The sequence below is a fragment of the Haemophilus influenzae genome, from assembly GCF_900475755.1.
Classification (GTDB): Bacteria; Pseudomonadota; Gammaproteobacteria; order Enterobacterales; family Pasteurellaceae; genus Haemophilus; species Haemophilus influenzae_D.
Genome location: NZ_LS483411.1, coordinates 458,748 through 485,282 on the forward strand (window position 1 = coordinate 458,748; position 26,535 = coordinate 485,282).

The 26,535-nt window shown below is 38.6% G+C and carries 26 protein-coding genes; 17 read left to right on the plus strand and 9 right to left on the minus strand.

Features of this window, described 5'->3' with window-relative positions:
* Positions 1-59: 59 nt before the first annotated feature.
* Both DQN24_RS02320 and DQN24_RS02325 read right to left on the minus strand, forming a co-directional pair.
* Positions 60-1,469, minus strand: coding sequence for a multicopper oxidase domain-containing protein (locus tag DQN24_RS02320; protein WP_038440220.1), 1,410 nt, complete (start codon positions 1,467-1,469; stop codon positions 60-62).
* Position 1,470: 1 nt separating this feature from the next.
* Positions 1,471-2,193: a 1-acylglycerol-3-phosphate O-acyltransferase gene (locus tag DQN24_RS02325; RefSeq protein ID WP_012055202.1), complete on the minus strand. Its 723-nt coding sequence runs from the start codon at positions 2,191-2,193 to the stop codon at positions 1,471-1,473.
* 85 nt (positions 2,194-2,278) lie between these two features.
* Between DQN24_RS02325 and lpxH the strand changes: the two genes are divergently transcribed.
* Complete coding sequence (gene lpxH, locus DQN24_RS02330) at positions 2,279-2,992, plus strand: UDP-2,3-diacylglucosamine diphosphatase (RefSeq protein WP_111695334.1); 714 nt, start codon at positions 2,279-2,281, stop codon at positions 2,990-2,992.
* Positions 2,993-3,123: 131 nt separating this feature from the next.
* On the opposite strand, the gene DQN24_RS02335 is transcribed toward lpxH, so the two are convergent.
* Both DQN24_RS02335 and DQN24_RS02340 read right to left on the minus strand, forming a co-directional pair.
* Positions 3,124-3,219 carry a methionine/alanine import family NSS transporter small subunit gene (locus tag DQN24_RS02335; RefSeq protein ID WP_005648534.1) on the minus strand — a complete coding sequence of 32 codons (96 nt, stop codon included), beginning with the start codon at positions 3,217-3,219 and terminating at the stop codon, positions 3,124-3,126.
* A 1-nt stretch (position 3,220) separates the two neighbouring features.
* Positions 3,221-4,747: a sodium-dependent transporter gene (locus DQN24_RS02340; protein WP_111695335.1), complete on the minus strand. Its 1,527-nt coding sequence runs from the start codon at positions 4,745-4,747 to the stop codon at positions 3,221-3,223.
* A 247-nt stretch (positions 4,748-4,994) separates the two neighbouring features.
* Here DQN24_RS02340 and DQN24_RS02345 point away from each other — a divergent pair, with 247 nt between their 5' ends.
* The 4 genes from DQN24_RS02345 (at position 4,995) to ilvA (ending at position 9,389) form a co-directional block, all read left to right on the plus strand.
* Positions 4,995-5,651 (plus strand): thiamine pyrophosphate-binding protein, encoded by a 657-nt coding sequence (locus DQN24_RS02345; protein WP_050948800.1) that lies wholly within the window; start codon positions 4,995-4,997, stop codon positions 5,649-5,651.
* Positions 5,651-5,869, plus strand: coding sequence for an acetolactate synthase 2 small subunit (ilvM, locus tag DQN24_RS02350; protein WP_050948801.1), 219 nt, complete (start codon positions 5,651-5,653; stop codon positions 5,867-5,869). The genes DQN24_RS02345 and ilvM overlap by 1 nt, the downstream gene beginning before the upstream one ends.
* A gap of 59 nt (positions 5,870-5,928) precedes the next feature.
* Entirely contained in the window at positions 5,929-7,767 is a 1,839-nt protein-coding gene (gene ilvD / locus DQN24_RS02355; RefSeq protein ID WP_050948802.1) for a dihydroxy-acid dehydratase, read from the plus strand.
* Between the two features lie 80 nt (positions 7,768-7,847).
* Entirely contained in the window at positions 7,848-9,389 is a 1,542-nt protein-coding gene (gene ilvA / locus DQN24_RS02360) for a threonine ammonia-lyase, biosynthetic (RefSeq protein ID WP_050948803.1), read from the plus strand.
* 38 nt (positions 9,390-9,427) lie between these two features.
* On the opposite strand, the gene dnaE is transcribed toward ilvA, so the two are convergent.
* The gene (dnaE, locus tag DQN24_RS02365) at positions 9,428-12,907 is read right to left on the minus strand and encodes a DNA polymerase III subunit alpha (protein WP_111695336.1); all 3,480 of its coding nucleotides are present in this window, start codon (positions 12,905-12,907) and stop codon (positions 9,428-9,430) included.
* A gap of 239 nt (positions 12,908-13,146) precedes the next feature.
* On the opposite strand from dnaE, the gene DQN24_RS02370 reads away from it, so the two are divergent.
* Positions 13,147-14,799 carry a phospho-sugar mutase gene (locus DQN24_RS02370; protein WP_050948805.1) on the plus strand — a complete coding sequence of 551 codons (1,653 nt, stop codon included), beginning with the start codon at positions 13,147-13,149 and terminating at the stop codon, positions 14,797-14,799.
* Positions 14,800-14,880: 81 nt separating this feature from the next.
* Here the strand turns inward: DQN24_RS02370 and luxS are convergent, their stop codons facing one another.
* From luxS to DQN24_RS02385, 3 genes are all read right to left on the minus strand, one after another.
* Positions 14,881-15,384 carry an S-ribosylhomocysteine lyase gene (gene luxS, locus DQN24_RS02375; RefSeq protein ID WP_111695337.1) on the minus strand — a complete coding sequence of 168 codons (504 nt, stop codon included), beginning with the start codon at positions 15,382-15,384 and terminating at the stop codon, positions 14,881-14,883.
* A gap of 330 nt (positions 15,385-15,714) precedes the next feature.
* Positions 15,715-16,188: a YqaA family protein gene (locus tag DQN24_RS02380; protein WP_050848076.1), complete on the minus strand. Its 474-nt coding sequence runs from the start codon at positions 16,186-16,188 to the stop codon at positions 15,715-15,717.
* Positions 16,188-16,790 carry a beta-phosphoglucomutase family hydrolase gene (locus DQN24_RS02385; RefSeq protein WP_005666454.1) on the minus strand — a complete coding sequence of 201 codons (603 nt, stop codon included), beginning with the start codon at positions 16,788-16,790 and terminating at the stop codon, positions 16,188-16,190. Before DQN24_RS02385 ends, DQN24_RS02380 begins: the two co-directional genes overlap by 1 nt.
* A gap of 114 nt (positions 16,791-16,904) precedes the next feature.
* Between DQN24_RS02385 and DQN24_RS02390 the strand changes: the two genes are divergently transcribed.
* The 11 genes from DQN24_RS02390 to DQN24_RS02440 all read left to right on the plus strand — a co-directional run bounded on the left by DQN24_RS02390 (position 16,905) and on the right by DQN24_RS02440 (position 25,005).
* Positions 16,905-17,282 carry a PRD domain-containing protein gene (locus tag DQN24_RS02390; protein ID WP_048946801.1) on the plus strand — a complete coding sequence of 126 codons (378 nt, stop codon included), beginning with the start codon at positions 16,905-16,907 and terminating at the stop codon, positions 17,280-17,282.
* A 139-nt stretch (positions 17,283-17,421) separates the two neighbouring features.
* Positions 17,422-18,033, plus strand: a complete 612-nt coding sequence (gene rsmG / locus DQN24_RS02395; protein WP_021034464.1) for a 16S rRNA (guanine(527)-N(7))-methyltransferase RsmG — start codon at positions 17,422-17,424, stop codon at positions 18,031-18,033.
* Positions 18,034-18,151: 118 nt separating this feature from the next.
* Positions 18,152-18,526, plus strand: a complete 375-nt coding sequence (locus tag DQN24_RS02400) for an ATP synthase subunit I (protein WP_050848074.1) — start codon at positions 18,152-18,154, stop codon at positions 18,524-18,526.
* Between the two features lie 27 nt (positions 18,527-18,553).
* Positions 18,554-19,342, plus strand: coding sequence for a F0F1 ATP synthase subunit A (atpB, locus tag DQN24_RS02405; RefSeq protein ID WP_005629251.1), 789 nt, complete (start codon positions 18,554-18,556; stop codon positions 19,340-19,342).
* 55 nt (positions 19,343-19,397) lie between these two features.
* Positions 19,398-19,652: a F0F1 ATP synthase subunit C gene (gene atpE, locus DQN24_RS02410; RefSeq protein WP_005629249.1), complete on the plus strand. Its 255-nt coding sequence runs from the start codon at positions 19,398-19,400 to the stop codon at positions 19,650-19,652.
* Positions 19,653-19,701: 49 nt separating this feature from the next.
* A complete protein-coding gene (gene atpF / locus DQN24_RS02415; RefSeq protein WP_005649414.1) occupies positions 19,702-20,172 on the plus strand; it encodes a F0F1 ATP synthase subunit B in 471 nt (156 codons plus the stop codon).
* Positions 20,173-20,184: 12 nt separating this feature from the next.
* Positions 20,185-20,718, plus strand: a complete 534-nt coding sequence (gene atpH, locus DQN24_RS02420) for a F0F1 ATP synthase subunit delta (protein ID WP_005649413.1) — start codon at positions 20,185-20,187, stop codon at positions 20,716-20,718.
* 12 nt (positions 20,719-20,730) lie between these two features.
* A complete protein-coding gene (gene atpA / locus DQN24_RS02425; protein WP_005686966.1) occupies positions 20,731-22,272 on the plus strand; it encodes a F0F1 ATP synthase subunit alpha in 1,542 nt (513 codons plus the stop codon).
* A gap of 15 nt (positions 22,273-22,287) precedes the next feature.
* Positions 22,288-23,157 carry a F0F1 ATP synthase subunit gamma gene (atpG, locus tag DQN24_RS02430; RefSeq protein WP_050848073.1) on the plus strand — a complete coding sequence of 290 codons (870 nt, stop codon included), beginning with the start codon at positions 22,288-22,290 and terminating at the stop codon, positions 23,155-23,157.
* A gap of 16 nt (positions 23,158-23,173) precedes the next feature.
* Positions 23,174-24,547: a F0F1 ATP synthase subunit beta gene (atpD, locus tag DQN24_RS02435; protein WP_021034460.1), complete on the plus strand. Its 1,374-nt coding sequence runs from the start codon at positions 23,174-23,176 to the stop codon at positions 24,545-24,547.
* A gap of 29 nt (positions 24,548-24,576) precedes the next feature.
* Positions 24,577-25,005, plus strand: coding sequence for a F0F1 ATP synthase subunit epsilon (locus tag DQN24_RS02440; RefSeq protein WP_050847423.1), 429 nt, complete (start codon positions 24,577-24,579; stop codon positions 25,003-25,005).
* 186 nt (positions 25,006-25,191) lie between these two features.
* Here DQN24_RS02440 and DQN24_RS02445 read toward each other — a convergent pair whose 3' ends face one another.
* The gene (locus tag DQN24_RS02445) at positions 25,192-26,394 is read right to left on the minus strand and encodes an aromatic amino acid transporter (RefSeq protein WP_050848072.1); all 1,203 of its coding nucleotides are present in this window, start codon (positions 26,392-26,394) and stop codon (positions 25,192-25,194) included.
* Positions 26,395-26,535 lie beyond the last annotated feature (141 nt).

The window sequence follows — 26,535 nt, forward strand, 5'->3', positions numbered from 1 at the left end:
TAATATTTTTCAAGAAGCGATTAATAGAATATCCACTGGATTATAATTAAATTTTTTGTCTATTGAACCATCAATACGCCAAGACAGCCCATATCTTCTAACATTAAATTCGATACTCCAAATAAGAATGGGTAGTTGCCAGAAGATACTTGATCAAATTTCACTAAAATTTGAGTTTTGTTTTTTACCCAAACTGTATCTTTCCAAGCTAATTCTTCTGCTTGAAATTGATGTTCTCCTTGGCTTTCCACCACAAATTTGGCACCTTGAATAGTAAATCCAACAGGTAAACTTGCATTTAAAATCCAGCGTTCAATGGTGCCTTTACGAGCCATAACATCAACCTTGCGTGGGTCAAAACGTCTTTGGTTTATTAAACCGTTTGTAACATCAATATTAAATTCTCGAGTTTGTGCAACGGCTTGTTGTAACATTGCTGGCGCATCCGTTTCGAAAGTTAGATTCGGTTGTTTATTAAATGCTGACATTTCTCCCTTGGCACGCAATTCAAGGACGGTGTTATCTGCCAGTTCATCGCCTGAGAACAACATATTTTTTATTTTGTCGTACAAGCTACGTTTACTTCCGCTAATGAGAGATACGTTGTCAATTTCATTCATATTAACGAGTATTTCTGCACGTTCTCCTGGCGAGAGAACCAAAGATTTGACCGATTTAGCTTTTGGTAAGAAACCTAAATCTTGTGCAATAAGCAGCATTTCTTGATCATTATCCAAGCGTAAATCATAAGCGCGAGCTAATGAAGCATTTAGCAAACGTAAACGAATCCAACCCCGTGCAACATCTAAATATGGTGCTTCAATACCATTCACTAATAAGCGATTGCCTACAAAGTGCGGTTGATTTTGTTTGAATAATTGGAGACCATCATTGTTAAATTCCATATCTTGTAAAATCAATGGAATGTCATCTACGCCGTATTTATTGGGAAGATTCGCTTTTAGGCTTTGTTCATCTTCAATTAACCACATTCCAACTAAGCCACGATAGGTTTGATAGGCTGAATTGGCTAATGTCGCAGAACGATACCAACAGCTTGCTGCGGGTTGTTCAATAGGCACGATGGGCGCCCAAGACTCGCCTTTTTTGAGAACTCGAGCTGCCCCGCCAAACAGTTCGCCTGATGCTTGTAAACCTTGAATAGATAAAGCAACTGATTGTGGCAAATTGTTATGATAATTAAGTTTGGCAAAGCTACCTGATTTGATTTTAATGGTAGGGCCAAGATAATTACCGTTGAATCCCCATACTGTCACATTGTGTGAGCCATCTAACGGATAATTCATTTCCTGCATTGTTAATACAATCGGGCGACCGCGACGGACTTCAATTAGTGGCGGCACAACTAGTTTTTCACGGCTTGCCGCTAACAATGGTGCGGGCACTGTGGAAAGTGCGGTAGAAATTGCAGCTGTTTTTAATAATTGACGGCGGGACAGGCGTGGCATTTTAGTTTCCTTTTGCTATCTCTTCATCAAGTTCGGCAATGCGTTTTTCCATTAGATCATGACAATAAGCCGCAAGATCTCGAACATTGTCTTTGGTATAGCCTGAAACATCAATCGGCTCCATTATTTCGCAAATCACTTTGCCATTATCCCAACGATTTAAATTAATTTTGTTATGCGTGGTTGAACACACCACTGGAATAATTGGTACACCTGCTGAAATCGCCGCATGGAATGCACCCGTTTTAAAGGGTAATAAACCGCGACCGCGATTGCGAGTGCCTTCTGGGAACATCCAAATTGATAAATTATCTTCATTAATTCGTCGTGCAAGCTGTGACATCGTATTATGCGCTTTTGTGCGGTTTTCTCTATCCAAGAAAATATTGCCCGTTACCCAATACAGAATGCCGAAGAAGGGTATCCAAATTAAGCTTTTTTTACCCACACTTACTGTGCGAGGTTGCACCATATAAGAGATTGTTACCATATCATAATTATTTTGATGATTACCGATATAAATAGCGCGGCTAATTTGCTTCTGATCTTGAGGAATACGATGTTCTACCTTTAAGCCAAAAAGTGGATATAAGCGTCCAAACCAACGAGCAACAATGCCTACGTTGCTTGGATTTTTAAAACGGATAAAAGAATAAATCGTACCCAGTACACAAATTAGAATACAGCAGATTAATACGAGGAAAATTCGAAGTAGTTTTAACATAAGGATGCCCTATACAAAATTTCGTTAAAGTATAGCAAATTCGATCTCAATATGTGCTAATCTAAACAAAAATCGTGGAATTTTTATGAAACATAGCTATTTTATTTCTGATTTGCATTTAAGCGAAACTCAGCCAGAATTGACCGCACTTTTTGTCGATTTTATGCAGAATCTTGCACCACAGGCTGAACGGCTTTACATTTTGGGTGATCTTTTTGATTTTTGGATTGGTGATGACGAGCAGTCTACATTGATTCAACAAGTTAAAGATTTAATTAAGTCTGTAAGTAATCAAGGTGTGCAATGTTATTTTCAGCACGGTAACCGTGATTTCTTGATTGGCGAACGTTTTTCAAAAGAAACAGGGATTCAGTTTTTACCTGATTATCAACTAATCACACTTTATGATAAAAAAATCTTACTTTGTCATGGTGATACACTTTGCATTGATGACGTGGCTTATCAACAGTTTCGTCGTAGAGTTCATCAAAAATGGCTACAACGTTTGTTTTTGTGCTTGCCATTAAAAGTGCGGTTGAAAATTGCGGAGAAAATTCGGGCAAAGAGTAATCAAGATAAACAAGCCAAATCACAGGAAATTATGGATGTAAACCAAGCCTTTACAACAGAAAAAGTACAAGAGTTTGGAGTGAATTTATTAATTCACGGACACACACACCGTGAGGCAATTCATCAACAAGAAGGATTTACCCGAATCGTATTAGGGGATTGGCGAAAAAATTATGCATCAATTTTAAAAATGGATGAAAGCGGAGAATTTGGTTTCATTAAAGATTAGAAGTGCGGTAAAGCAAAAACTCGTTATTTTACTTAATGATACTAGAATAATATTTATCCATAAAATCGTACCTAAAAGCTGGCGGATAAGCCCAACTTTTAGATACAGATAAAAGTGCGGTTAATTTAGGATTAGTTTTCTTTCGGTAAGCGAAGCAATGCGTAAATTAATCCTCCCCACAATAAGGTAAGGGCTATGATCATCATAATAATTGCACCAGTAGTCATTTTATTCTCCTTTAGTTTCATCAATCGTTAATTTGGTTTCGCTTTTCCATTTTAAGCGAGAAAGGAAAAATGCCACGACAAGTAAGCTAATAGACATCCCCCAACCAAAGGTGTTCACGAACCAGTTTGGATAACCTTCGTAACCTTCAGAGAAGACTTTTGCCCCTTCACTGAAAAGCATAAATGCTAAAACACCACTCGTTAATACAATGCATAAACGCCAGAAGAAACCCACTTTGAAAGATGAAGTTTCATTTAAGTGATTACCCAATAAACCGAGTTTTTCATTTGCCACAATCGCAATTAAAGACGCAAATGCTACGGCAACAATACCGAAATAGTTTACGAATTTATCGAACACATCTAACATCGGTAAGCCTGTTGTCGTGCCGAATAAGATGACAGAAACTATCATCATCGGTACACCCACGATGAATGTCACTTTTCCACGGCTAATACGAATTTTATCTTGAATTGCGGAAATAATTACTTCGATAACTGAGATGAATGAAGTTAATGCCGCAAAGGTTAATGAGCCGAAGAACAATACGCCTAGCACTTCGCCAAATGGTGCTTTGTTGATGATAGTTGGGAACGCAAAAAATGCTAAACCAATTCCGCCTTTTGCCACTTCACTGACTTCTTGACCTTGCGCTGTTGCAATAAAACCTAATGCTGCAAATACGCCGATACCCGCTAACACTTCAAAGCTACTGTTCGCAAAACCTACAACTAAACCACTTCCCGTTAAATCGGATTGTTTTTTGAGATAAGAGGCGTAAGTTACCATAATCCCAAATCCAATAGAAAGAGAGAAGAAGATTTGTCCATAAGCGGCAATCCATACACTTGGATTGGATAATTTTGTCCAATCTGGTGTAAATAATGCATCTAAACCTTTTGCTGCGCCGGGTAAGAATAAGGAATAAATCACAAGTGCCATAAACATCACAACAAGCACTGGCATTAATACGGAGGAGACCTTAGCAATTCCTTTTTGGACGCCCATAGAAAGTACGCCTAAGGCAACAATCCACATAGCAATTAATGGTGCGGTTACCATACCAACAAATTCAAAGCTGATACCGTTTTTAATATCGCCCATTTTTAAAAATTCGCCGATGAAGAAATCGATTGGTTTATCGCCCCACGCGCCAGTGAAAGAAAAATATGTGTAGCTTGCTGCCCAACCTAATACTACCGCGTAATATAACCCGATGATGACATTTACCATCATTTGCCACCAGCCAAACACCTCAAAGTGAGGGCTAAAACGACGATAAGAAAGTGGCGCGCCACCACGATGACGGTGTCCAATAGCATAATCTAAGAATAAAAGAGGAATCCCTGCGGTTAATAATGCAATAAGGTAAGGGATAATAAATGCGCCACCGCCATTTTCATAAGTGGTGTAAGGAAAACGCCAAATATTACCAAGACCGACGGCAGAACCAATTGCTGCCAGAATAAATGCACGACGACCAGAAAAAGTCTCACGCTTTTGTGCTTTTGGGGCTGAGTGAGCCATAAATTATCCTATGTAAAAAAATGAAAAGAGTTTCAATATAATGAAATCTAATCATCAGTCAATAAATAAGCCAAAAGAGCGGTAAAAATTAATGAATTTTTTAATAAAAAGAACATAAAACATTCAAAGCAAGCCAATTTTCACCGCACTTTTTTCGTTTTTTTTCGCGCCAAGCCCTACCAATGACTCGAAATTTCGCTACAATGCTGAACTTATCCCAAAATAAAAACAACAGGAAACAAACACAATGACAGGTGCACAACTCATCATGGAGTGCCTGAAAGCACACCATGTCACGACTCTTTTCGGCTATCCAGGCGGTGCAATCATGCCAACCTACGATGCCCTTTATGATGCAGGTTTAGATGCAATTAATCCAAATGATGATGTGTATATGGGAATGATTGGTATGCATGGTACAAAAGCTGCTAATTTTGCCGTGCAAGAAAGCGATTTATTACTTGTATGCGGTGCGCGTTTTGACGACCGTGTAACTGGTAAACTCGATACTTTTGCGCCTCATGCTAAAGTGATTCATTGTGATATTGATGCAGCAGAAATCCATAAATTACGCCGTGCAGATGTTGCATTACAAGGGGATTTAATCCAAGCACTAAATGCACTCAAACAAGATCTTGATATTGAACCTTGGCGTGAACAAATCAGAAATTTCAAAGCAAAATTAGATTTCACTTATGTTGAAAATCAAGGCAATCGCCTGATTGATCCTTGGGCATTACTCAACAGCCTATCTAATCGAAAACTAAATAATGCGGCACTCAACCGATTATTAAACAGTAAAACAGCCTATTTATTACAAGTATGTATTCCACCTGATGAATGTGTATGGCCACTTGTGCCACCGGATGCATGTAACGCGGATATGGTAGAGGATATGAATTAATGAATGAATATAAACTTGAACTCGTCGCTCGCCATCGTCCTGAAGTACTAGAACGCATTTTACGCGTAGCACGCCACCGCGGATTTACCGTTACAACAATGGACATGACACTCATTGAAACCCAAGTGCGGTTAAAAATCACTGTAAAATCTGACCGCACTTTTGATCTATTAGTGAATCAATTGGCAAAATTGCCAGATGTAAACGAAATAAAATAAGAATTAAGTGCAAGGCATTGCACGCTACTCTAACAAAATTTTACTCGGAGAGATTATTTATGCCAAAACTACGTTCAGCGACTAGTACACAAGGTCGTAATATGGCAGGCGCACGTGCCTTATGGCGTGCAACAGGAATGAAAGAAAATGACTTTGGTAAACCGATTATTGCGGTGGTGAACTCTTTCACTCAGTTCGTACCTGGGCATGTGCATTTAAAAGATATGGGACAGCTTGTTGCCGCAGAAATTGAAAAAGCAGGCGGCGTAGCAAAAGAATTTAACACCATTGCGGTGGATGATGGTATCGCGATGGGACACGGTGGAATGCTTTATTCTTTACCAAGCCGTGATTTAATTGCTGATAGCGTGGAATATATGGTCAATGCGCACTGTGCTGATGCGATGGTATGTATTTCCAACTGTGACAAAATCACTCCGGGAATGTTGATGGCAGCAATGCGCTTAAACATTCCAACTATCTTCGTTTCAGGCGGACCAATGGAGGCTGGCAAAACTAAACTTTCTGATCAATTAATCCGCTTAGATTTAGTTGATGCGATGATTGAGGCAGCCGATCCAAATGTGTCAGATGAACGTATTGATGCCATTGAACGTAGCGCTTGCCCAACTTGTGGTTCATGCTCAGGTATGTTTACCGCCAATTCCATGAACTGCTTAACTGAAGCCTTAGGTTTATCTTTACCAGGCAATGGTTCTATGTTGGCGACCCATGCTGACCGTAAAGAATTATTCTTAAAAGCAGGGCGTCAAATTGTTGAGCTTTGCAAACGTTATTACGAACAAGATGATGTAAGCGTATTGCCTCGTTCAATCGGTACTTTTAAAGCCTTTGAAAATGCTATGAGCTTAGATATCGCGATGGGTGGTTCAAGTAATACTGTTTTACACTTATTAGCGGCAGCACAAGAAGCAGGCGTAGATTTTAAAATGGAAGATATTGACCGTTTATCGCGCAAAGTGCCTTGTTTAAGCAAAATTGCACCAAACACCAATAAATACCATATGGAAGACGTACACCGTGCAGGCGGCATTATGGGATTGTTGGGTGAATTAGATCGCGCTGGATTAATTCATAAAAATACACACACCGTGCTTGGAATGAGTATGGGGGAACAACTAGACCAATACGATATTATTCGCAATCAAGATGAAGAATTACATAAATTCTTCCGTGCAGGCCCTGCTGGTATCCGTACAACTCAAGCATTCTCACAAGATTGCCGCTGGGATAGCGTCGATAATGATCGTGTAAACGGTTGTATTCGCAATAAAGAAAATGCGATTTCACAAGAAGGTGGCTTAGCCGTATTATTCGGTAATCTCGCTGAAGATGGATGTATCGTTAAAACCGCAGGCGTAGATGAATCTATTTGGAAATTCACAGGCACTGCAATCGTATTTGAAAGCCAAGAAGATGCGGTTGCAGGCATTTTGGGTGGCAAAGTTAAAGAAGGTCATATCGTTGTTATCCGTTACGAAGGCCCTAAAGGTGGACCTGGTATGCAAGAAATGTTATATCCAACCAGCTACTTAAAATCGATGGGCTTAGGTAAAAAATGTGCTTTATTAACGGATGGCCGTTTCTCTGGTGGTACATCAGGCTTGTCTATTGGACACGCTTCGCCAGAAGCTGCCTCTGGCGGTGCAATAGGCTTAGTACGCGATGGCGATATTATCAACATTGACATTCCAAACCGTGCAATTAACTTAGAAATCAGTAATGAAGAACTCGCAGCACGCAGAGCTGAACAAGATCAAAAAGGTTGGCAGCCTGCTAACCGTGAACGTGAAGTATCTTTCGCATTGAAAGTATTCGGTCACTTTGCCACCTCAGCGGACAAAGGTGCGGTACGCGATAAAACATTATTAAAATAATTTAACGGTTCCCCTTCCTTCATAAGAGGGGGATAAAACAAAGGAAAAACTAACCGCACTTCATCATCAAAACAAACACTATGAAAAACCTACTCACCAATTCTCAACCTTCTCAATCAGATTATATCAATGCCATTGTTAAACTTGGTTCACGCGTATATGAAGCAGCGCAAGTGACCCCTTTACAAAAAATGGGAAAACTTTCTGAACGACTGCACAATAATATCTGGGTCAAGCGCGAAGATCGTCAGCCAGTAAATAGCTTTAAACTACGCGGTGCTTACGCAATGATTTCTAGCCTTTCAGCAGAACAAAAAGCAGCAGGCGTAATAGCGGCATCTGCAGGTAACCATGCGCAAGGCGTGGCATTATCAGCGAAACAATTAGGCTTAAAAGCATTAATTGTTATGCCACAAAACACCCCAAGCATTAAAGTGGATGCAGTGCGTGGATTTGGTGGCGAAGTGTTGCTACACGGAGTTAATTTTGATGAAGCGAAAGCAAAAGCGATTGAGCTTTCAAAAGAAAAAAATATGACATTTATTCCTCCATTCGATCATCCATTAGTGATCGCTGGACAAGGCACTTTAGCGATGGAAATGCTACAACAAGTGGCAGATTTGGATTATGTGTTTGTACAAGTCGGCGGCGGCGGTTTAGCTGCAGGTGTGGCAATTTTGCTTAAGCAATTTATGCCAGAAATTAAAATCATCGGTGTAGAATCAAAGGATTCTGCATGCTTAAAAGCGGCTCTTGATAAAGGCGAACCAACAGATTTAACTCACGTTGGATTATTTGCCGATGGCGTTGCCGTAAAACGCATTGGCGACGAAACATTCCGCCTATGCCAACAATATCTTGATGATATGGTATTGGTCGATAGTGATGAAGTGTGTGCAGCAATGAAAGATTTGTTTGAGAACGTTCGTGCTGTTGCAGAACCATCTGGTGCATTAGGTTTAGCCGGTTTGAAAAAATATGCGAAACAAAACCATATTGAAGGCAAAAATATGGCGGCAATTTTGTCTGGCGCAAACTTGAATTTCCACACATTACGTTATGTATCTGAACGTTGTGAAATTGGCGAAAACCGAGAAGCTTTATTAGCCGTGAGCATGCCTGAACAACCCGGTAGTTTCTTAAAATTTGCTTATGTATTAGGTAACCGAGCTGTAACCGAATTCAGTTATCGTTGTGCAGATGATAAACGTGCTTGCGTGTTTGTTGGGGTAAGAACGACAAATGAGCAAGAAAAAGCAGATATTATTGCAGACCTCACTAAAAATGGTTTTGATGTTGAGGATATGTCTGATGATGATATTGCGAAAACGCATGTTCGCTATTTAATGGGTGGTCGTGCAGCCAATGATAATGAACGCTTATATACGTTCGAATTCCCAGAGCAAAAAGGTGCGTTATTAAAATTCTTGGAAACCTTGCAAAATCGTTGGAATATTTCATTATTCCATTATCGTGCCCACGGTGCGGACTATGGAAATATCCTTGCTGGTTTCCAAATTGAAGAACACGAACAAGCAGAATTTGAACAGACACTTGCCCAACTCAATTATGTTTTTGAAGATGTAACAGAAAGCAAATCTTATCGTTATTTCTTACGTTAATCTTATAAAAAAGGCGTGATATTTTTCACGCCTTTGTATTATTCAAACTCTAATTCCACCGCACTTTCGCCAAGTAAATTCACCAATTCCGTCAGAATTTCATCTGTTGGAATAATTGACCATTGCACGCCCAAACGTAACAACGCACGACCTTTCGGACTTTGATAATACACGTTAATCGGCAAGGTTCCACCACTCACTGGCTCAAGTAATGCTTTAAGTTGTTTAATGAAACTTGGTGTAATTTGATGCTCAGAAAGACTAATAGCTAAGGATTTGACATAACGAGAACGTGCTTCGTCTAAGGTCATTAACTCTCGCACCGCCATTTTTAATCCGCCAGAAAAATCATCAAAGCTCACTTGCCCTGATGCAACCACAACGGTATCTTTTTGTAACTTCTCACCAAATTGCTCTAGGCTTTCGCCAAATAATGTTAAATCTAAGCGACCAGAACGATCGTCTAATGTGGCAATGCCTAAGCGATTGCCTTTTTTTGTGATTGCAATTCGTGATGAGACCAATAATCCCGCCACAGTGCTAATTTGTCCACGGCGATTTGGTGCAAGATCTTTCAACCTTGTCGATGTGTAATGGGAAAGTTCTTTCAAATAACGGCTAACAGGATGGCTGCTTAAATAAAGCCCCAAGGTTTCTCGTTCGCCATCAAGAATTTGTTTTTCAGTGTAAGGTGGTGTATTAGCATAGGCATTTTCCACTTCTTCATGGGTTTCAGTCAGCACACCGAACATATCCGTTTGTCCCATTGCTTCATCTTTCGCATGCTGATCGGACGTTCTAAGCGCATCTTCTAAATTCTTAGAAAGTGCGGCGCGATGTGGGCCTAATTTATCAAAGGCACCCGACATAATTAGGCTTTCAAAGGTGCGGCGGTTAATTTTTTTCAAATCTACACGAGCGCATAAATCGAATAAATCTTTGAAAATACCCCCTTCATTTCTTGCCGTCACAAGTGCTTCAATCGGGCCTTCTCCTACCCCTTTAATCGCACCAATACCATACACAATTTCGCCTTGTTCATTGACGCTAAAATGATGTTTACCAATATTAATATCGGGAGGTGTCACTTTTAAGCCCATACGTAAACATTCGTCGTACAACCCTACGATTTTATCCGTATTATCCATTTCAGATGTCATCACTGCAGCCATAAATTCCGCAGGGAAATGGGTTTTGAGCCAAAGGGTTTGGTAAGATACCAAGGCATAAGCCGCAGAGTGAGATTTATTAAAACCATAGCCAGCAAATTTTTCCACCAAGTCGAAAATCTTCATAGATAGCTCGCCATCAACACCGTTTTTCTCAGCCCCCTCTTTAAATACAGAACGCTGTTTTGCCATTTCTTCTGGTTTCTTTTTACCCATCGCACGGCGTAATAAGTCAGCCCCACCCAAGGTATAGCCAGCCAATACCTGTGCAATTTGCATCACTTGTTCTTGATACAAAATAATGCCGTAAGTCGGCTCAAGAATAGGTTTCAAACTTGCATGTTGATATTTTGCGTCAGGGTAAGATACTTCTTCTCGCCCGTGTTTACGGTCGATAAAGTTATCTACCATGCCCGATTGCAACGGGCCAGGACGGAACAATGCCACCAATGCAATAATATCTTCAAAACAGTCTGGCTGCAGACGTTTGATCAAATCTTTCATACCACGCGATTCCAGCTGGAATACTGCTGTGGTTTCGGCACGTTTAAGTAATTCAAAAGATTCAGGATCATCAAGTGGAATGGCGGCAATATCTACTCGAGGCTTGCCTTCACGCACCATACGAACATTAATCATATCCAATGCCCATTTTATGATGGTGAGAGTACGCAAGCCTAAGAAGTCGAATTTCACAAGCCCCGCATATTCCACATCATTTTTATCAAAGTGAGTAACTGGATGTAAGCCTTCATTATCACAATAGAGTGGTGAAAAATCAGTAATTAAGGTTGGCGAAATGACCACGCCACCTGCATGTTTACCTGCATTACGGGTCACGCCTTCCAGTTTACGTGCCATATCAATCAACGCTTGCACTTCTTCATCACTATCGTAAGCAGTCTGTAATTGCGGCTCGGCTTCAAATGCTTTGGCAAGGGTCATACCTGGATCTGGCGGAATCAATTTCGAAATACGATCAACGAAACCATACGGATGCCCCAGCACTCGCCCTACATCTCGAATAACCGCTTTCGCCGCCATTGTACCAAAGGTAATAATTTGTGATACCGCTCCACGACCATAGGTTTCAGTAACGTGTTCAATCACGCGATCGCGACCATCCATACAGAAATCCACGTCGAAATCGGGCATAGACACACGTTCTGGATTTAAGAAACGTTCAAAAAGCAAATCAAACTCTAGCGGATCTAAATCCGTAATTTTCAGGGCATAAGCCACTAATGAACCCGCACCAGAACCACGACCTGGACCTACTGGAATATCGTTATCCTTAGACCATTGAATAAATTCCATTACGATTAAGAAATAACCTGGGAACCCCATTTGGTTAATTACATCTAGCTCAACTTGCAAGCGTTCATCATATTTTGGTCGTTTTTCTAACCGCACTTTTTCATCAGGGAATAAAAAAGCTAAACGTTCTTCCAAGCCCCCTTTGGATTTTTGTACTAAGAAATCTTCTGTACTTAAATCGCCAGTTGGGAATTGAGGTAAGAAATATTGACCAAGACGCAAAGTGACACTACAACGTTGCGCAATTAATAAAGTATTTTCAAGAGCGGAAGGAATGTCAGCAAACAGCTTACACATTTCGTCTTCGCTGCGGAAATATTGCTGTGAGGTATAATATTTCGGACGTTTAGGATCGTCTAAAGTATAGCCATCGTGAATTGCTACGCGAATTTCGTGGGCTTCAAAATCCTCTGTATTCAAAAACATCACATCATTAGTTGCGACCAGTGGTAAATTACAACGTTCTGCTAATTTCAAAGCCGCTTGAATATAACGTTCTTCATTGGGGCGACCTGTACGACTTAATGCCAAATAAAAATGATCGGCAAAAAATTCTTGATAAAAAGCGACCGCACTTTCAATTTCGGCTACGTTTTCTTTCAACAATTTTTTACCCACATCGCCTTGCATTCCCCCTGATAAAATAATCACGCCCTCACGATGTTCAATTAACCAATCTTGATCAATATAAGGTAAATCGTTATAACCTCGTTGATAAGCCTTTGATAACAATAAAGTAATATTTTTATAGCCTTCATTATTTTTAGCCAGCAAAGTAAGATCAAAGTATTCATCGCCACATAATGGGCTTTTTACTTTTACATCAGCCCCGATAATAGGCTTCATACCCGAAGAAAGCATTTCGCCATAAAAACGTACCACACCACAAAAATTAGTAAAATCCGTTAATCCCATCGCGACCATTTCATTAGCTGCACAGGCTTTCACTAAAGGTTTCACTTTGACAATACTGTCAATCATCGAAAAATCTGTGTGCGTGCGAAGATGGACGAAACGAGGTTGGGATGACATTGAAAATCCTTAAAGTGCGGTTAAATTTTGCCGTAAATATTGGGGCGATATTATAGCGAATTTTTCAAACAAATTCCTACGATACAAATAGCGTTTCCAAATTAGCTCGGATAACCGATTGCGTGAATAAAAAATGTTAAGTAGATCAAAAAATTGATAATTAGCCGTTTTCATTTTGTTAGATTTCCGCTAGTCTAAGGGCGATTTTTTTATTTATTTCAACGAATAAGGGTAACGCTATGACAACACTTTTTGAGGTTGCACAACATTGGTTAAACCAAGATCCTGACGCAGAAACTCGTGCAGAATTAATCGCACTTTTAGATGCAGCAAAAGGCGGAGATAAAGCGGCAGAAGCAGAATTACATGCGCGTTTTGATGGTCGTTTACAATTTGGTACGGCAGGTTTACGTGGCCGTTTGCAAGCTGGCTCAATGGGGATGAACCGAGTTTTAGTTTCTCAAGCTGCTGGTGGTTTAGCGGAATATTTAAAAGGTTACGATAAAGAACCATCTATCGTAATTGGTTATGATGGTCGTAAAAACTCTGATGTATTTGCTCGTGACACGGCTGAAATTATGGCGGGTGCAGGCGTAAAAGCTTATTTATTACCTCGCAAATTACCGACTCCAGTTTTAGCTTATGCGATCCAATATTTTGATACCACTGCTGGTGTAATGGTAACAGCAAGCCATAACCCACCAGAAGATAACGGCTATAAAGTGTATTTAGGTAAAGCAAATGGCGGTGGTCAAATTGTTTCGCCTGCGGATAAAGAAATTGCTGCATTAATTGATAAAGTTGCGGCTGGCAATATCCAAGATTTACCACGTAGCGATAATTATGTGGTGTTAAATGATGAAGTGGTAGATGCGTACATTGCAAAAACTGCATCATTAGCTAAAGAGCCAGCTTGCGACATTAACTATGTTTATACCGCTATGCACGGTGTTGGCTATGAAGTTTTAAGTAAAACACTAGCAAAAGCAGGCTTACCACAACCTCACGTAGTAGCAGATCAAGTTTGGCCAGATGGCACATTCCCAACCGTGAATTTCCCAAATCCAGAAGAAAAAGGTGCGTTAGATTTAGCAATTAAAGTGGCAAAAGAAAAGAATGCTGAATTTATCATTGCTAATGACCCAGATGCAGACCGTTTAGCCGTTGCGGTGCCTGATACGCAAGGCAACTGGAAATCACTACACGGCAACGTAGTAGGCTGTTTCTTAGGTTGGTACTTAGCAAAACAATATCAAGGTAAACAAGGCACATTGGCTTGCTCGCTTGTTTCTTCTCCAGCACTTGCTGAAATTGCGAAAAAATATGGTTTCCAATCAGAAGAAACCTTAACTGGTTTCAAATATATCGGTAAAGTATCTGGCTTATTGTTTGGTTTTGAAGAAGCATTAGGCTATTTAGTTGATCCAGACAAAGTACGTGATAAAGACGGTATTTCTGCGGCAATCGTGTTCTTAGATCTTGTGCGTCACTTGAAAAAACAAGGCAAAACTTTAGCAGATTATGCTGATGAATTTACCAAAGAATTTGGTGCTTATGTGAGTGGACAAATCTCTATTCGAGTAAGTGATCTTTCAGAAATCGGAAAATTAATGACCGCACTTCGTAACAATCCACCAGCAGAAATCGCTGGCGTAAAAGTGGCACAATTTATCGACCATACTAAAACAGATCGTCAAAGCGATATCCTTGTATTCAACTTGGAAAATGGCGGACGCTTAATTGCTCGTCCTTCAGGTACTGAGCCAAAAATTAAATTCTACTTGGATGCACGCGGTAAAGATCCAAAAGATGCAGATCGCGTATTAGCAGAATTTGATGAAGGTGTTCGTCACATTCTTCGCCAAGATGCTTATGGCAAACAAGCTTGCTAATTAATCGCTTCTAAAAATAAAACGCACTTTGTAGAAAGTGCGTTTTTATTACTAACTTTTTTAGGTTAATCAAGCGTCTTTCTATTTTAATAAGGAATTATCGAGTGCCAAATCTTCATTTTTATTTACCCCTATACCACGTGCGATAACATTTTTGGCAATTTCGTGTGCATCTTCTAAGGAATGTTCCGTATAGCTTCCGCATTGATAGATATTTAATTCGGGAATAGCGGTTTGATCTTGTACACCTAAAACATCTTGCATTGAAGCTAACCAAGCCTCAGACACTTGCTGTTCATTTGGTGTGCCAATCAAAGACATATAAAATCCAGTACGACATCCCATCGGAGAAATATCAATAATTTCTATGCTATCGCCATTTAAGTGATCACGCATAAATCCAGCAAACAAATGTTCAAGTGTATGAATACCTCTTGGGGAAAGAATTTCTTTTTTTGGAATACAAAAACGTAAATCAAAAACAGTAATATTATCGCCTTTTGGCGTGCGCATCGTTTTTGCAATGCGTACTGCAGGCGCGTTCATTTTTGTGTGATCCACTTTAAAACTATCAAGTAATGGCATAAATTTTCCTTGTAAATCAGTTGGTTAAGAAATAATTTGAATAAATATTTCTTTTTTACAAATTTTAATGAACTTTATAGTAAGGTTCATTGTCTTATAGAACAAGCAACTTGCAGTTGTTTTAATAAAATTGGTTCCTTAGGTTATTGCCCCACATTTATTGTGGGGTTTCTTTTATACAAAAATTTTTATTTTGAACATTTTTAAAAAACTTTGAACTTTCTTATAAAGGCTTAGTCTTATAGTGCAAGCAACTTGCAGTTGTTTTAATAAAATTGGTTCCTTAGGTTATTTTCCCCACATTTATTGTGGGGTTTTTTCTTGCGCATTTTATAATAAGAATGGCGTACTAAAAAATAATAACGCAACATAACGAACCATTTTTCCCAAAAAGATAAAGAGGCTACTCGCTACAAAATTTAATCTTAACCAACCAGCTATGGCACAAAATAAATCGCCAATGACAGGTAGCCAGCTCAAAAGTAAAGCAATCGCCCCATAACGCCGTAGCTGATTTATTGCCCATAAAGTGCGGTAATTTTTGGGATCGAATTTTGGTATCCATCGCCCAATCCCGTAAGTAGTTAAACTCCCCAATCCATTGCCAAGCGTGGCGAAAAAAACGAGTGCCAATATATCTGTACTAAATAAAGATCCCAACACTAATTTAGGTACAGCAAGCGCAACAAATATAACTTCTGAATTACCTGGTAATACTGTTGCACTCAAAAACGCGCTGATAAACATAAGGCATAAGCTATTAGCCTGCCAAAAATCAGTACTAAAAAATGAAAAAATATCCATTATCTTGGCGAAATAATTTCTCGCGTGCGAACATCAAACACATCCATCCCCGCATTTAACCCCGCTTGCACGCCTAAATCCGCATCTTCAAATACGATACAACGACTTGGATTTGCTTGAATTAATTCAGCACAGCGTAAAAAGGTTTCTGGGTGCGGTTTATGCTCTTTTACATCGTTTGCACTGACAATGGCATTAAAGTAAGGTGCAATAGCCAGTTTATCCATCAACATATCAATAATTTTACGGTGTGAGCCAGAACCTAGAGCCATTGGCTTTTTCTGATGAAAATATTTAACAATTTCAAAGGTTGGTAATAACTTTGATTGAGTTGGTATAAGTTGATAAGACAACTCACGTTTTGCAGCAAGTACATCCTCAATTCTATCTAATGGCATATTCGCCGCTTTCATCATTTCCCCTGCAATAGTTTTAACCGTCGCCCCACCGAAGTTATACATAATTTGGCAATCAAATTCATAGCCAAATCGCTCTCCCACCATCGTCCAAGCCTGTGCATGCACGGGCATTGTATCAATTAAAGTTCCATCCATATCAAAAATCAATCCTTCATATGGATTGAACATTTTGTAATCTAACATTTTTACATCCTTACAAGTTTTTTACCATTTTGCTACAAAACTGTGATCTATGCACTGTTTTATTTTAGTAAAGTGCGGTAAATTAATGAACAAATTTTGAACTAACAAAAACAAATGCGGTTATTTAAGCAATTAGAACGTTGGAAAATTCGCAAGCAAATAAATCAATCTATTATTGATGTGATATTTCGTTTACGAGCTCGTTTAGCCAATTACTGGCAAGCGGATGTGAATACGCCTCAAGTGGATTTTATGCTGCTGCATATTGCTTGCAGTTTAGGTCGGATAGAACGGGGAGGTTGCGTTTCTCCGCTTTATTCAGAAATGCTAGAAGAAATTCAAAGTGCGGTCATTTTTCCACAAGTTTTAGCTATTCATCAAGATTTACTCAAATTAATGCCATTTTCCATTCCTGAAGCAGAACAAACTTATTTTTTAGTGAACATTCATTCTTTGGTTCTTGAACAGAAGCAATTGAAGTCTTTGAAATGAATTATGCGGATGCTTATTCAATTTATGGTATAAAAATGGAGATTGATTTAGTAAATAATCCATCAAGTTACTAAAAACATTAAGGAAATCTACCGCACTTTTAAGTAAAATAGCGCAATTTTCCAAAGAGATAATAAATATGAAAGCCAAATTAGTCAGTTTACTTGTGCAAGCAAATATAAAAATAAGCGATCAACAAATTCAGCAGTTGATTGATCTGGTCAATTTACTCAATAAATGGAATAAAGCTTATAATTTGACGTCGGTTCGTGATCCACAAGAAATGTTAGTCAAACATATTTTAGATAGTCTTGTAGTAAGTCCTTATTTACAAGGTGATCGTTTTATTGATGTGGGAACTGGCCCAGGTTTGCCAGGCCTGCCTTTAGCTATTATTAATCCTTCCAAACAATTTGTTCTTCTTGATAGTTTAGGTAAGCGTATCAGCTTTATTAGAAATGCTATACGTGAGCTTAGACTTACTAATGCAACCCCTGTTTTAAGTAGAGTAGAAGAATATCAACCTGAAGATAAATTTGATGGTGTACTCAGTCGTGCTTTTGCTTCACTAAAAGATATGACAGATTGGTGTCATCATTTACCAAAAGAAAATGGATATTTTTATGCATTAAAAGGGATTTATCAGGAAGATGAAATTAATGAATTGAATAAAAAATATACTATTCAAAAAGTGATTGAATTATCTGTTCCAGAGCTTATAGGCGAACGACATTTAATCGTTTTACGTTAAATAGTTACAATTTAGTAAAAAATTTCTAAAAGTGTGATTTAGTTAACGTTTTTCAGTGCTTTTTAAGTTGAATCTAATTTGATCAAATGTATAATTAGAGCGTTTTAAGGTTTTAAAAATGTCGAGAATTGTACAACAAGCGAAAGTTCAGTATCAAAAAGCTATTTTTATTGAAATAGTCATTATGCTGCTATTGGCTTGTTTTTTTGCTTTATGGCAAATGAAAAGTGCGTTTGATTTTTTATTCGGATTTCTTTCGGCATTAATTCCTTTCGGTGTTTTTGTGTATGTGGTTTTTTATAGAAAACAACATTTAGCCACAAAATTGACCGCACTTTATAAAGGAGAAGCAATAAAATTTGTTTTAACCGTTGTTTTTATTAGTATTTCATTTAAATACTTTTCGGTTACAAATTTTATTATTTTTTTTAGTGGTTTTTTTATTGCATTAATGTTGAATAATTTAGTTCCATTTTTGCTTCGCCGAATTTGATTTTTATACTTGTACTAAGGGTTTATTATGTCTGGACAAACAACATCGGAATACATTAGCCACCATTTATCCTTTCTCAAAACAGGGGATGGGTTTTGGAATGTTCATATAGATACGTTGTTCTTTTCTATTCTTGCTGCGGTTATTTTCCTATTTGTTTTTTCTCGAGTAGGGAAAAAAGCAACAACTGGCGTTCCAGGAAAAATGCAATGCTTAGTTGAAATTGTAGTGGAATGGGTTAATGGAATCGTGAAAGAAAATTTTCATGGTCCACGTAACGTAGTTGCGCCACTTGCATTAACCATTTTCTGTTGGGTATTCATCATGAATGCTATCGACTTAATTCCTGTTGATTTCTTACCTCAATTTGCAGGTTTGTTCGGTATTCATTATCTTCGTGCAGTGCCGACAGCAGATATTAGCGCAACTTTGGGTATGTCCATTTGTGTTTTCTTTTTAATTCTTTTCTACACAATAAAATCTAAAGGATTCAAAGGTTTAGTTAAAGAATATACGCTTCATCCATTCAACCATTGGGCGTTTATTCCTGTTAACTTTATTCTTGAAACGGTGACTTTATTGGCTAAACCAATTTCACTCGCATTCCGTTTGTTTGGTAACATGTATGCAGGGGAATTGATCTTTATTCTTATCGCTGTGATGTATTCCGCTAATATGGCCATTGCAGCATTAGGGATTCCGTTACATCTTGCTTGGGCTATTTTCCATATTTTGGTTATTACCTTGCAGGCTTTCATCTTTATGATGTTGACGGTTGTTTATTTAAGTATTGCTTATAATAAAGCAGATCATTAATCATTTTTTATTAACTGGCTCTAGGGCTAAAACTTAACTTCTATTGGAGAAAATTATGGAAACTGTAATTACAGCTACAATCATCGGTGCATCAATTCTTCTTGCATTTGCTGCATTAGGTACTGCAATTGGCTTTGCTATTCTAGGTGGTAAATTCTTAGAATCATCAGCTCGCCAACCAGAATTAGCATCTAGCTTACAAACTAAAATGTTTATCGTGGCTGGTCTTTTAGATGCGATTGCAATGATTGCTGTTGGTATTTCATTACTTTTCATTTTCGCAAACCCATTCATCGGTTTATTACACTAATCACCTTATTTGCTTATCAACGTAAAACAAGCATAGTAAGGAGGACGTTGTGAATTTAAATGCAACATTGATTGGTCAACTTATCGCATTCGCACTTTTCGTGTGGTTTTGCATGAAGTTTGTTTGGCCACCAATTATTAATGCGATTGAAACACGTCAAAGCCAAATTGCGAACGCTTTAGCGTCAGCTGAAGCAGCTAAAAAAGAGCAAGCAGATACGAAAAATCTTGTTGAACAAGAACTTTCAGCTGCAAAAGTACAAGCTCAAGACATTTTAGATGCTGCGAATAAACGTCGCAATGAAGTATTAGACGAAGTGAAGGCAGAAGCCGAAGAACTAAAAGCAAAAATTATTGCTCAAGGTTATGCAGAAGTAGAAGCAGAACGTAAACGTGTTCAAGAAGAATTGCGTCTTAAAGTGGCTTCATTGGCAGTGGCTGGTGCTGAGAAAATTGTGGGTCGTTCTATTGATGAAGCGGCAAACAATGACATTATTGATAAATTAGTTGCAGAGTTATAAGAGGCTTAGCTTATGTCAGAATTAACTACAATAGCTCGCCCTTATGCAAAAGCTGCATTCGACTTTGCCATTGAACAAAGTGCGGTGGAAAAATGGACTGAAATGTTAGGTTTTGCTGCAGCCGTAGCTGAAGATGAAACGGTAAAAGCTTACTTAAGTAGTTCTCTTTCTGCACAGAAATTAGCTGATACAGTAATTTCTATTTGTGGCGAACAATTGGATCAATATGGGCAAAATCTTATTCGGTTAATGGCTGAAAATAAGCGTTTGAGTGCTATTCCTGCGGTGTTTGAAGAATTTAAACATCATGTAGAGGAGCACCAAGCTATTGCAGAAGTTGAAGTAACCTCTGCGCAACCATTGAATGCAACACAAATCGAAAAAATTGCAGCTGCAATGGAAAAAAGATTAGCTCGCAAAGTGAAATTAAATTGCAACGTGGATAATGCACTGATTGCTGGTGTGATTATTCGTACTGAAGACTTTGTGATTGATGGAAGTAGCCGTGGGCAACTTACTCGTCTCGCAAATGAGTTGCAATTATAAGAGGAATACAAGATGCAACTAAATTCAACTGAAATTAGTGAATTGATTAAAAAACGCATCGCTCAATTCGACGTGGTCAGTGAAGCGCGTAATACAGGGACAATTGTTTCTGTAAGCGATGGTATTATTCGCATCCACGGTTTAAGCGATGTGATGCAAGGTGAAATGATCGCCTTACCAGGTAATCGTTATGCGATGGCACTTAACCTTGAACGTGATTCTGTTGGTGCTGTAGTTATGGGACCTTACGCAGATTTAGCGGAAGGTATGGAAGTTCAATGTACAGGTCGTATTCTTGAAGTACCAGTTGGTCGTGGTTTATTAGGTCGTGTAGTTAATACGCTTGGTCAGCCAATCGATGGTAAAGGCGAAATTGAAAACGATGGTTTCTCACCAGTAGAAGTGATTGCGCCAGGTGTTATCGATCGTCGTTCTGTTGATCAACCTGTTCAAACTGGTTATAAAGCTGTCGATTCTATGGTGCCGATTGGTCGTGGTCAGCGTGAGTTAATCATTGGTGACCGCCAAACTGGTAAAACTGCGTTAGCAATTGACGCAATTATTAACCAACGTAATTCTGGTATTAAATGTATCTATGTTGCGATTGGTCAAAAAGCCTCTACTATCGCAAATGTTGTGCGTAAATTAGAAGAACATGGTGCGCTTGCAAATACTATCGTGGTAGCTGCATCTGCATCTGAATCAGCAGCGTTACAATATTTAGCACCTTATGCTGGTTGTGCGATGGGGGAATATTTCCGTGATCGCGGTGAAGATGCGTTAATTGTTTATGATGATTTATCAAAACAAGCTGTAGCTTATCGTCAAATTTCATTATTATTACGTCGTCCACCAGGTCGTGAAGCCTATCCAGGTGATGTATTCTATTTACATTCTCGTTTACTAGAACGTGCTTCTCGTGTAAATGAAGATTACGTAGAAAAATTCACTAAAGGCGAAGTGAAAGGAAAAACAGGTTCTTTAACCGCACTTCCTATTATTGAAACCCAAGCTGGTGACGTATCTGCATTCGTTCCAACCAACGTAATCTCTATTACCGATGGTCAGATCTTCTTAGAATCTAACTTGTTTAACTCAGGTATTCGTCCTGCGGTAAACCCAGGTATTTCGGTATCTCGTGTTGGTGGTTCAGCGCAAACTAAAGTTATTAAGAAATTAGCGGGTGGTATTCGTACCGCGCTAGCTCAATATCGTGAATTAGCAGCGTTTGCACAGTTTGCATCAGATCTTGATGATGCGACTCGTAAGCAACTTTCTCACGGTGAAAAAGTAACTGAATTATTAAAACAAAAACAATTCGCGCCATTATCTGTTGCAGAACAAGCGGTTGTATTGTTTGCTGTTGAATTTGGTTATTTGGATGACGTGGAATTATCAAAAATTGCAAGTTTTGAGACCGCACTTTTAGATTATTCTAACCGTAATCACGCTGAGTTTATGCAAGAACTTAATAAAACCGGTAACTATAATGACGAAATCAAAGATACATTAAAAGGTATTTTGGATAGTTTTAAAGCGAATAGTGCTTGGTAGTAACGGAGAGATAAGATGGCAGGTGCAAAAGAGATAAAAACCAAAATTGCCAGTGTACAAAGTACACAAAAAATCACTAAGGCAATGGAAATGGTGGCGACCTCGAAAATGCGTAAAACGCAGGATCGTATGGCTGCATCTCGTCCGTATTCTGAAACTATCCGTAACGTTATTAGTCATGTGTCTAAAGCAAGTACCGGTTATAAACATCCGTTCTTAGTTGAGCGTGAAGTAAAGAAAATCGGTATCTTGGTTATTTCAACAGATCGTGGTATGTGTGGTGGATTAAATGTTAATTTATTCAAAACCACGCTTAACCAAATCAAAAATTGGAAAGAACAAAATATTTCTACAGATTTGGGCTTAATAGGTTCAAAGGGGATTAGTTTTTTCCGTTCCTTTGGATTTAATATCAAAGGTCAGCTTTCTGGTTTAGGCGATACGCCTGCGCTAGAAGAGTTAATTGGTGTGGCAAATACAATGTTTGATGCTTATCGTAATGGTGAAATTGATGCAATTTATATTGCATACAATAAATTTGTTAATACGATGTCGCAAAAACCTGTTGTACAACAGTTAGTTCCTTTACCAGAATCTAAAGACGATCATTTAAATGAAAGACAACAGACTTGGGATTATCTTTATGAACCAGAACCAAAGGCACTTTTAGATAGCCTTTTAGTTCGTTATTTAGAATCCCAAATTTATCAAGCGGTTGTAGATAATGTAGCTTCAGAACAAGCGGCTCGAATGGTAGCAATGAAAGCAGCAACGGATAATGCAGGTAATTTAATTAATGATCTGCGGTTGGTGTACAACAAAGCTCGTCAAGCAAGTATCACAAATGAATTGAATGAAATCGTAGCCGGTGCGGCGGCGATTTAAGAAAAGAGGAACGGTAATGTCAGCAGGAAAAATTGTACAAATCATCGGGGCGGTGATTGATGTTGAATTTCCACAAGATGCGGTGCCAAAAGTTTACGATGCATTAAAAGTTGAATCAGGTTTAACACTTGAGGTGCAACAACAATTAGGTGGTGGAGTAGTTCGTTGTATTGCATTGGGTACATCCGATGGTTTAAAACGAGGCTTAAAAGTAGAAAACACAAATAACCCAATTCAAGTACCAGTAGGCACAAAAACTCTTGGTCGTATTATGAATGTATTGGGCGAACCAATTGACGAACAAGGAGCAATTGGTGAAGAAGAACGTTGGGCTATCCACCGTTCGGCACCAAGCTATGAAGAACAATCAAACAGTACGGAATTATTAGAAACTGGTATTAAAGTAATCGACTTAATTTGTCCATTTGCTAAAGGTGGTAAAGTTGGTCTATTCGGTGGTGCGGGTGTAGGTAAAACCGTAAATATGATGGAGTTGATTCGTAATATTGCGATTGAGCATTCAGGTTACTCTGTATTTGCGGGTGTGGGCGAACGTACTCGTGAAGGTAATGACTTCTATCATGAAATGAAAGATTCTAACGTATTAGATAAAGTATCTTTGGTTTATGGTCAAATGAACGAGCCACCGGGTAACCGTTTACGTGTTGCATTGACTGGTTTGACTATGGCTGAAAAATTCCGTGATGAAGGTCGAGATGTATTATTCTTTGTGGATAATATCTATCGTTATACCCTTGCGGGTACGGAAGTTTCTGCATTATTAGGTCGTATGCCATCAGCGGTAGGTTATCAACCGACATTGGCAGAAGAAATGGGTGTGTTACAAGAACGTATCACTTCAACCAAAACAGGTTCTATCACTTCTGTGCAAGCGGTGTACGTACCAGCGGATGACTTAACTGACCCATCTCCGGCAACAACTTTCGCACACTTAGACTCAACAGTTGTATTAAGTCGTAATATCGCATCTTTAGGTATTTACCCTGCGGTTGATCCATTAGATTCAACTTCACGTCAGTTGGATCCACTTGTAGTTGGTCAAGAACATTATGATGTTGCTCGTGGTGTACAAGGTATTTTACAACGTTATAAAGAATTGAAAGATATTATTGCAATTCTTGGTATGGATGAATTATCTGAAGAAGATAAACTAGTGGTAGCACGTGCACGTAAAATTGAACGTTTCTTATCACAACCATTCTTCGTTGCAGAAGTCTTTACAGGTTCACCAGGTAAATACGTGACATTAAAAGACACCATTCGTGGCTTCAAAGGTATCTTAGAGGGCGAATATGACCATATTCCTGAACAAGCGTTCTATATGGTTGGTTCAATCGATGAAGTGTTAGAAAAAGCCAAAAATATGTAATCACTTCAAGTCATTTGAAGGAGAACAAAATGGCGACATTTAATTTAACAATAGTAAGCGCAGAGCAGAAAATCTTTGAAGGTGAAGTAAAACAAATTCAGGCAACTGGTGTGGAAGGGGAGCTTGGTATTTTGCCCGGACATACGCCATTGCTAACAGCAATTAAGCCTGGGATTGTTAAATTTACCCTTCAAGATGGAAATGAAGAAGTTATCTATGTTTCCGGTGGTTTTTTAGAGGTTCAACCAAATATTGTGACAGTGTTAGCAGATGTTGCTATCCGTGGTAGTGAATTAGATGCAGATCGTATTCACGAAGCAAAACGTAAAGCAGAAGAAAATATAGTATCTCACGGATCTGATGCAGATCACGACTTACTTGTTGCAAAACTTGCTAAAGAGTTAGCAAAACTTCGAGCTTATGAACTCACTGAAAAACTATTGAAAACAAGACGATAATTGAAAGTATAATATAGATGAAGTGAACTTCATTTAGTTTAAGGGCTAAGTTCTATAATTTTAGAACTTAGCCTTTTTGTTGTATAAGATTAACGATAAGTTTTTGTCTGAACTTTTTATCTAAATTAATTAGGATAATATTTACTCTTTTTTAGATAAAAAGTGCGGTAAATTTCTAGTTTGTTTTTAACCTACTACAAATGGCAAGTAACCCGCACGAATCGCAAATGGAATAGATGTAATAGTTATGCCTAATACCAATACGATAATTAAAGTCAGATTTCCTCCCCATACTTTGTATGGTAAATTGGTGTGAGTTCGACGAGCTTTCCAAACAAGGCTAACTGGCAATACTACGGCATAGAAGGCAAACATTTGACCTGCGTAGCCTAGTGCTAAAATAAAACCTTCTGGGTAAAATAATGCAAAAACAAGTGGTGGAATAAAAGTCAGCAAACCAAGTGAAATTCTGCCTGCTGTAACGTTAAATGAACGTTTTAGTAAATCTTCAATACATTCTAACAATCCTAATCCCACGCCTAAGAAAGAAGTGATAAGTGCTAATGTAGAAAATAATTTTACCGCACTTGCGATCACATTACTTCCAGTAATGGCAAAGGTTGCTTTTACTAAGCCATTTAAGGTGGCGTCTTCTTTTAAGATTTGTAAAAATTCATTTTGTGTGAGCAAGCCGTGCGTGGACAGTTGCCATAGAATATAAGCACAAAGTGTTATGGCAGAGCCGACCAAAATGGAGAAGCGTAATGCTTTTACATTGCCGCCTAAGTATTTGTTTAAACTTGGAATGGAACCATGGAAACCAAATGCTGTAAAGAAGACAGGGCTTGCAGAGATAATTAAAGCGTTATCAATTGGTGTCGCCATTAAGTTATCAAATTTGATTTCTGGCAACATTAAGATTAACACGATTGCAAAGACTGCAAGCATCACAAAAAATAACACGCGATTAATTTTATCTACGCTATGTGTACCGATGATGATAAATGAACCGAAAATCACAGTGAATAATAAAATGCTGACTTTATCGCCAAAACTTTCTGGTAATAAATCTTTTAGTAGTGAACCGCCACCACTAACATAAGCGGCAATTAACGCGTATAAGAAAATAATTAGCACTGCCGTAGCAACAATGCGTCCTGCTTTACTAAAATATTGTTCAGCGAGTGTACCGATACCAGCATCACTTTCCGCAGTTTGATAGAGTTCAACGAATAAAAGTGCGCTAAAAGTTAATAATGCCCAAAGCCCTAACAATAAGACTAAAGTAAAGCCGAAGCCGATGCCTGCAGAAGTGAGTGGCATAGCCAACATTCCTGCTCCAATCATCGTACCAGCAACAAGAAGTGTGCTGCCAACAGTTTTGTTCATTTTTGTTTCCTTATGGTGTAATGTAAAATTTACGATGATTGTATTGTATAATTTACAGCGTGTAAACAACAGAATACAAAATATCTTTATTATTTACCGCACTTTTCTTTTCCCTTTCTGTGTTCATCTCGTTAAAATACT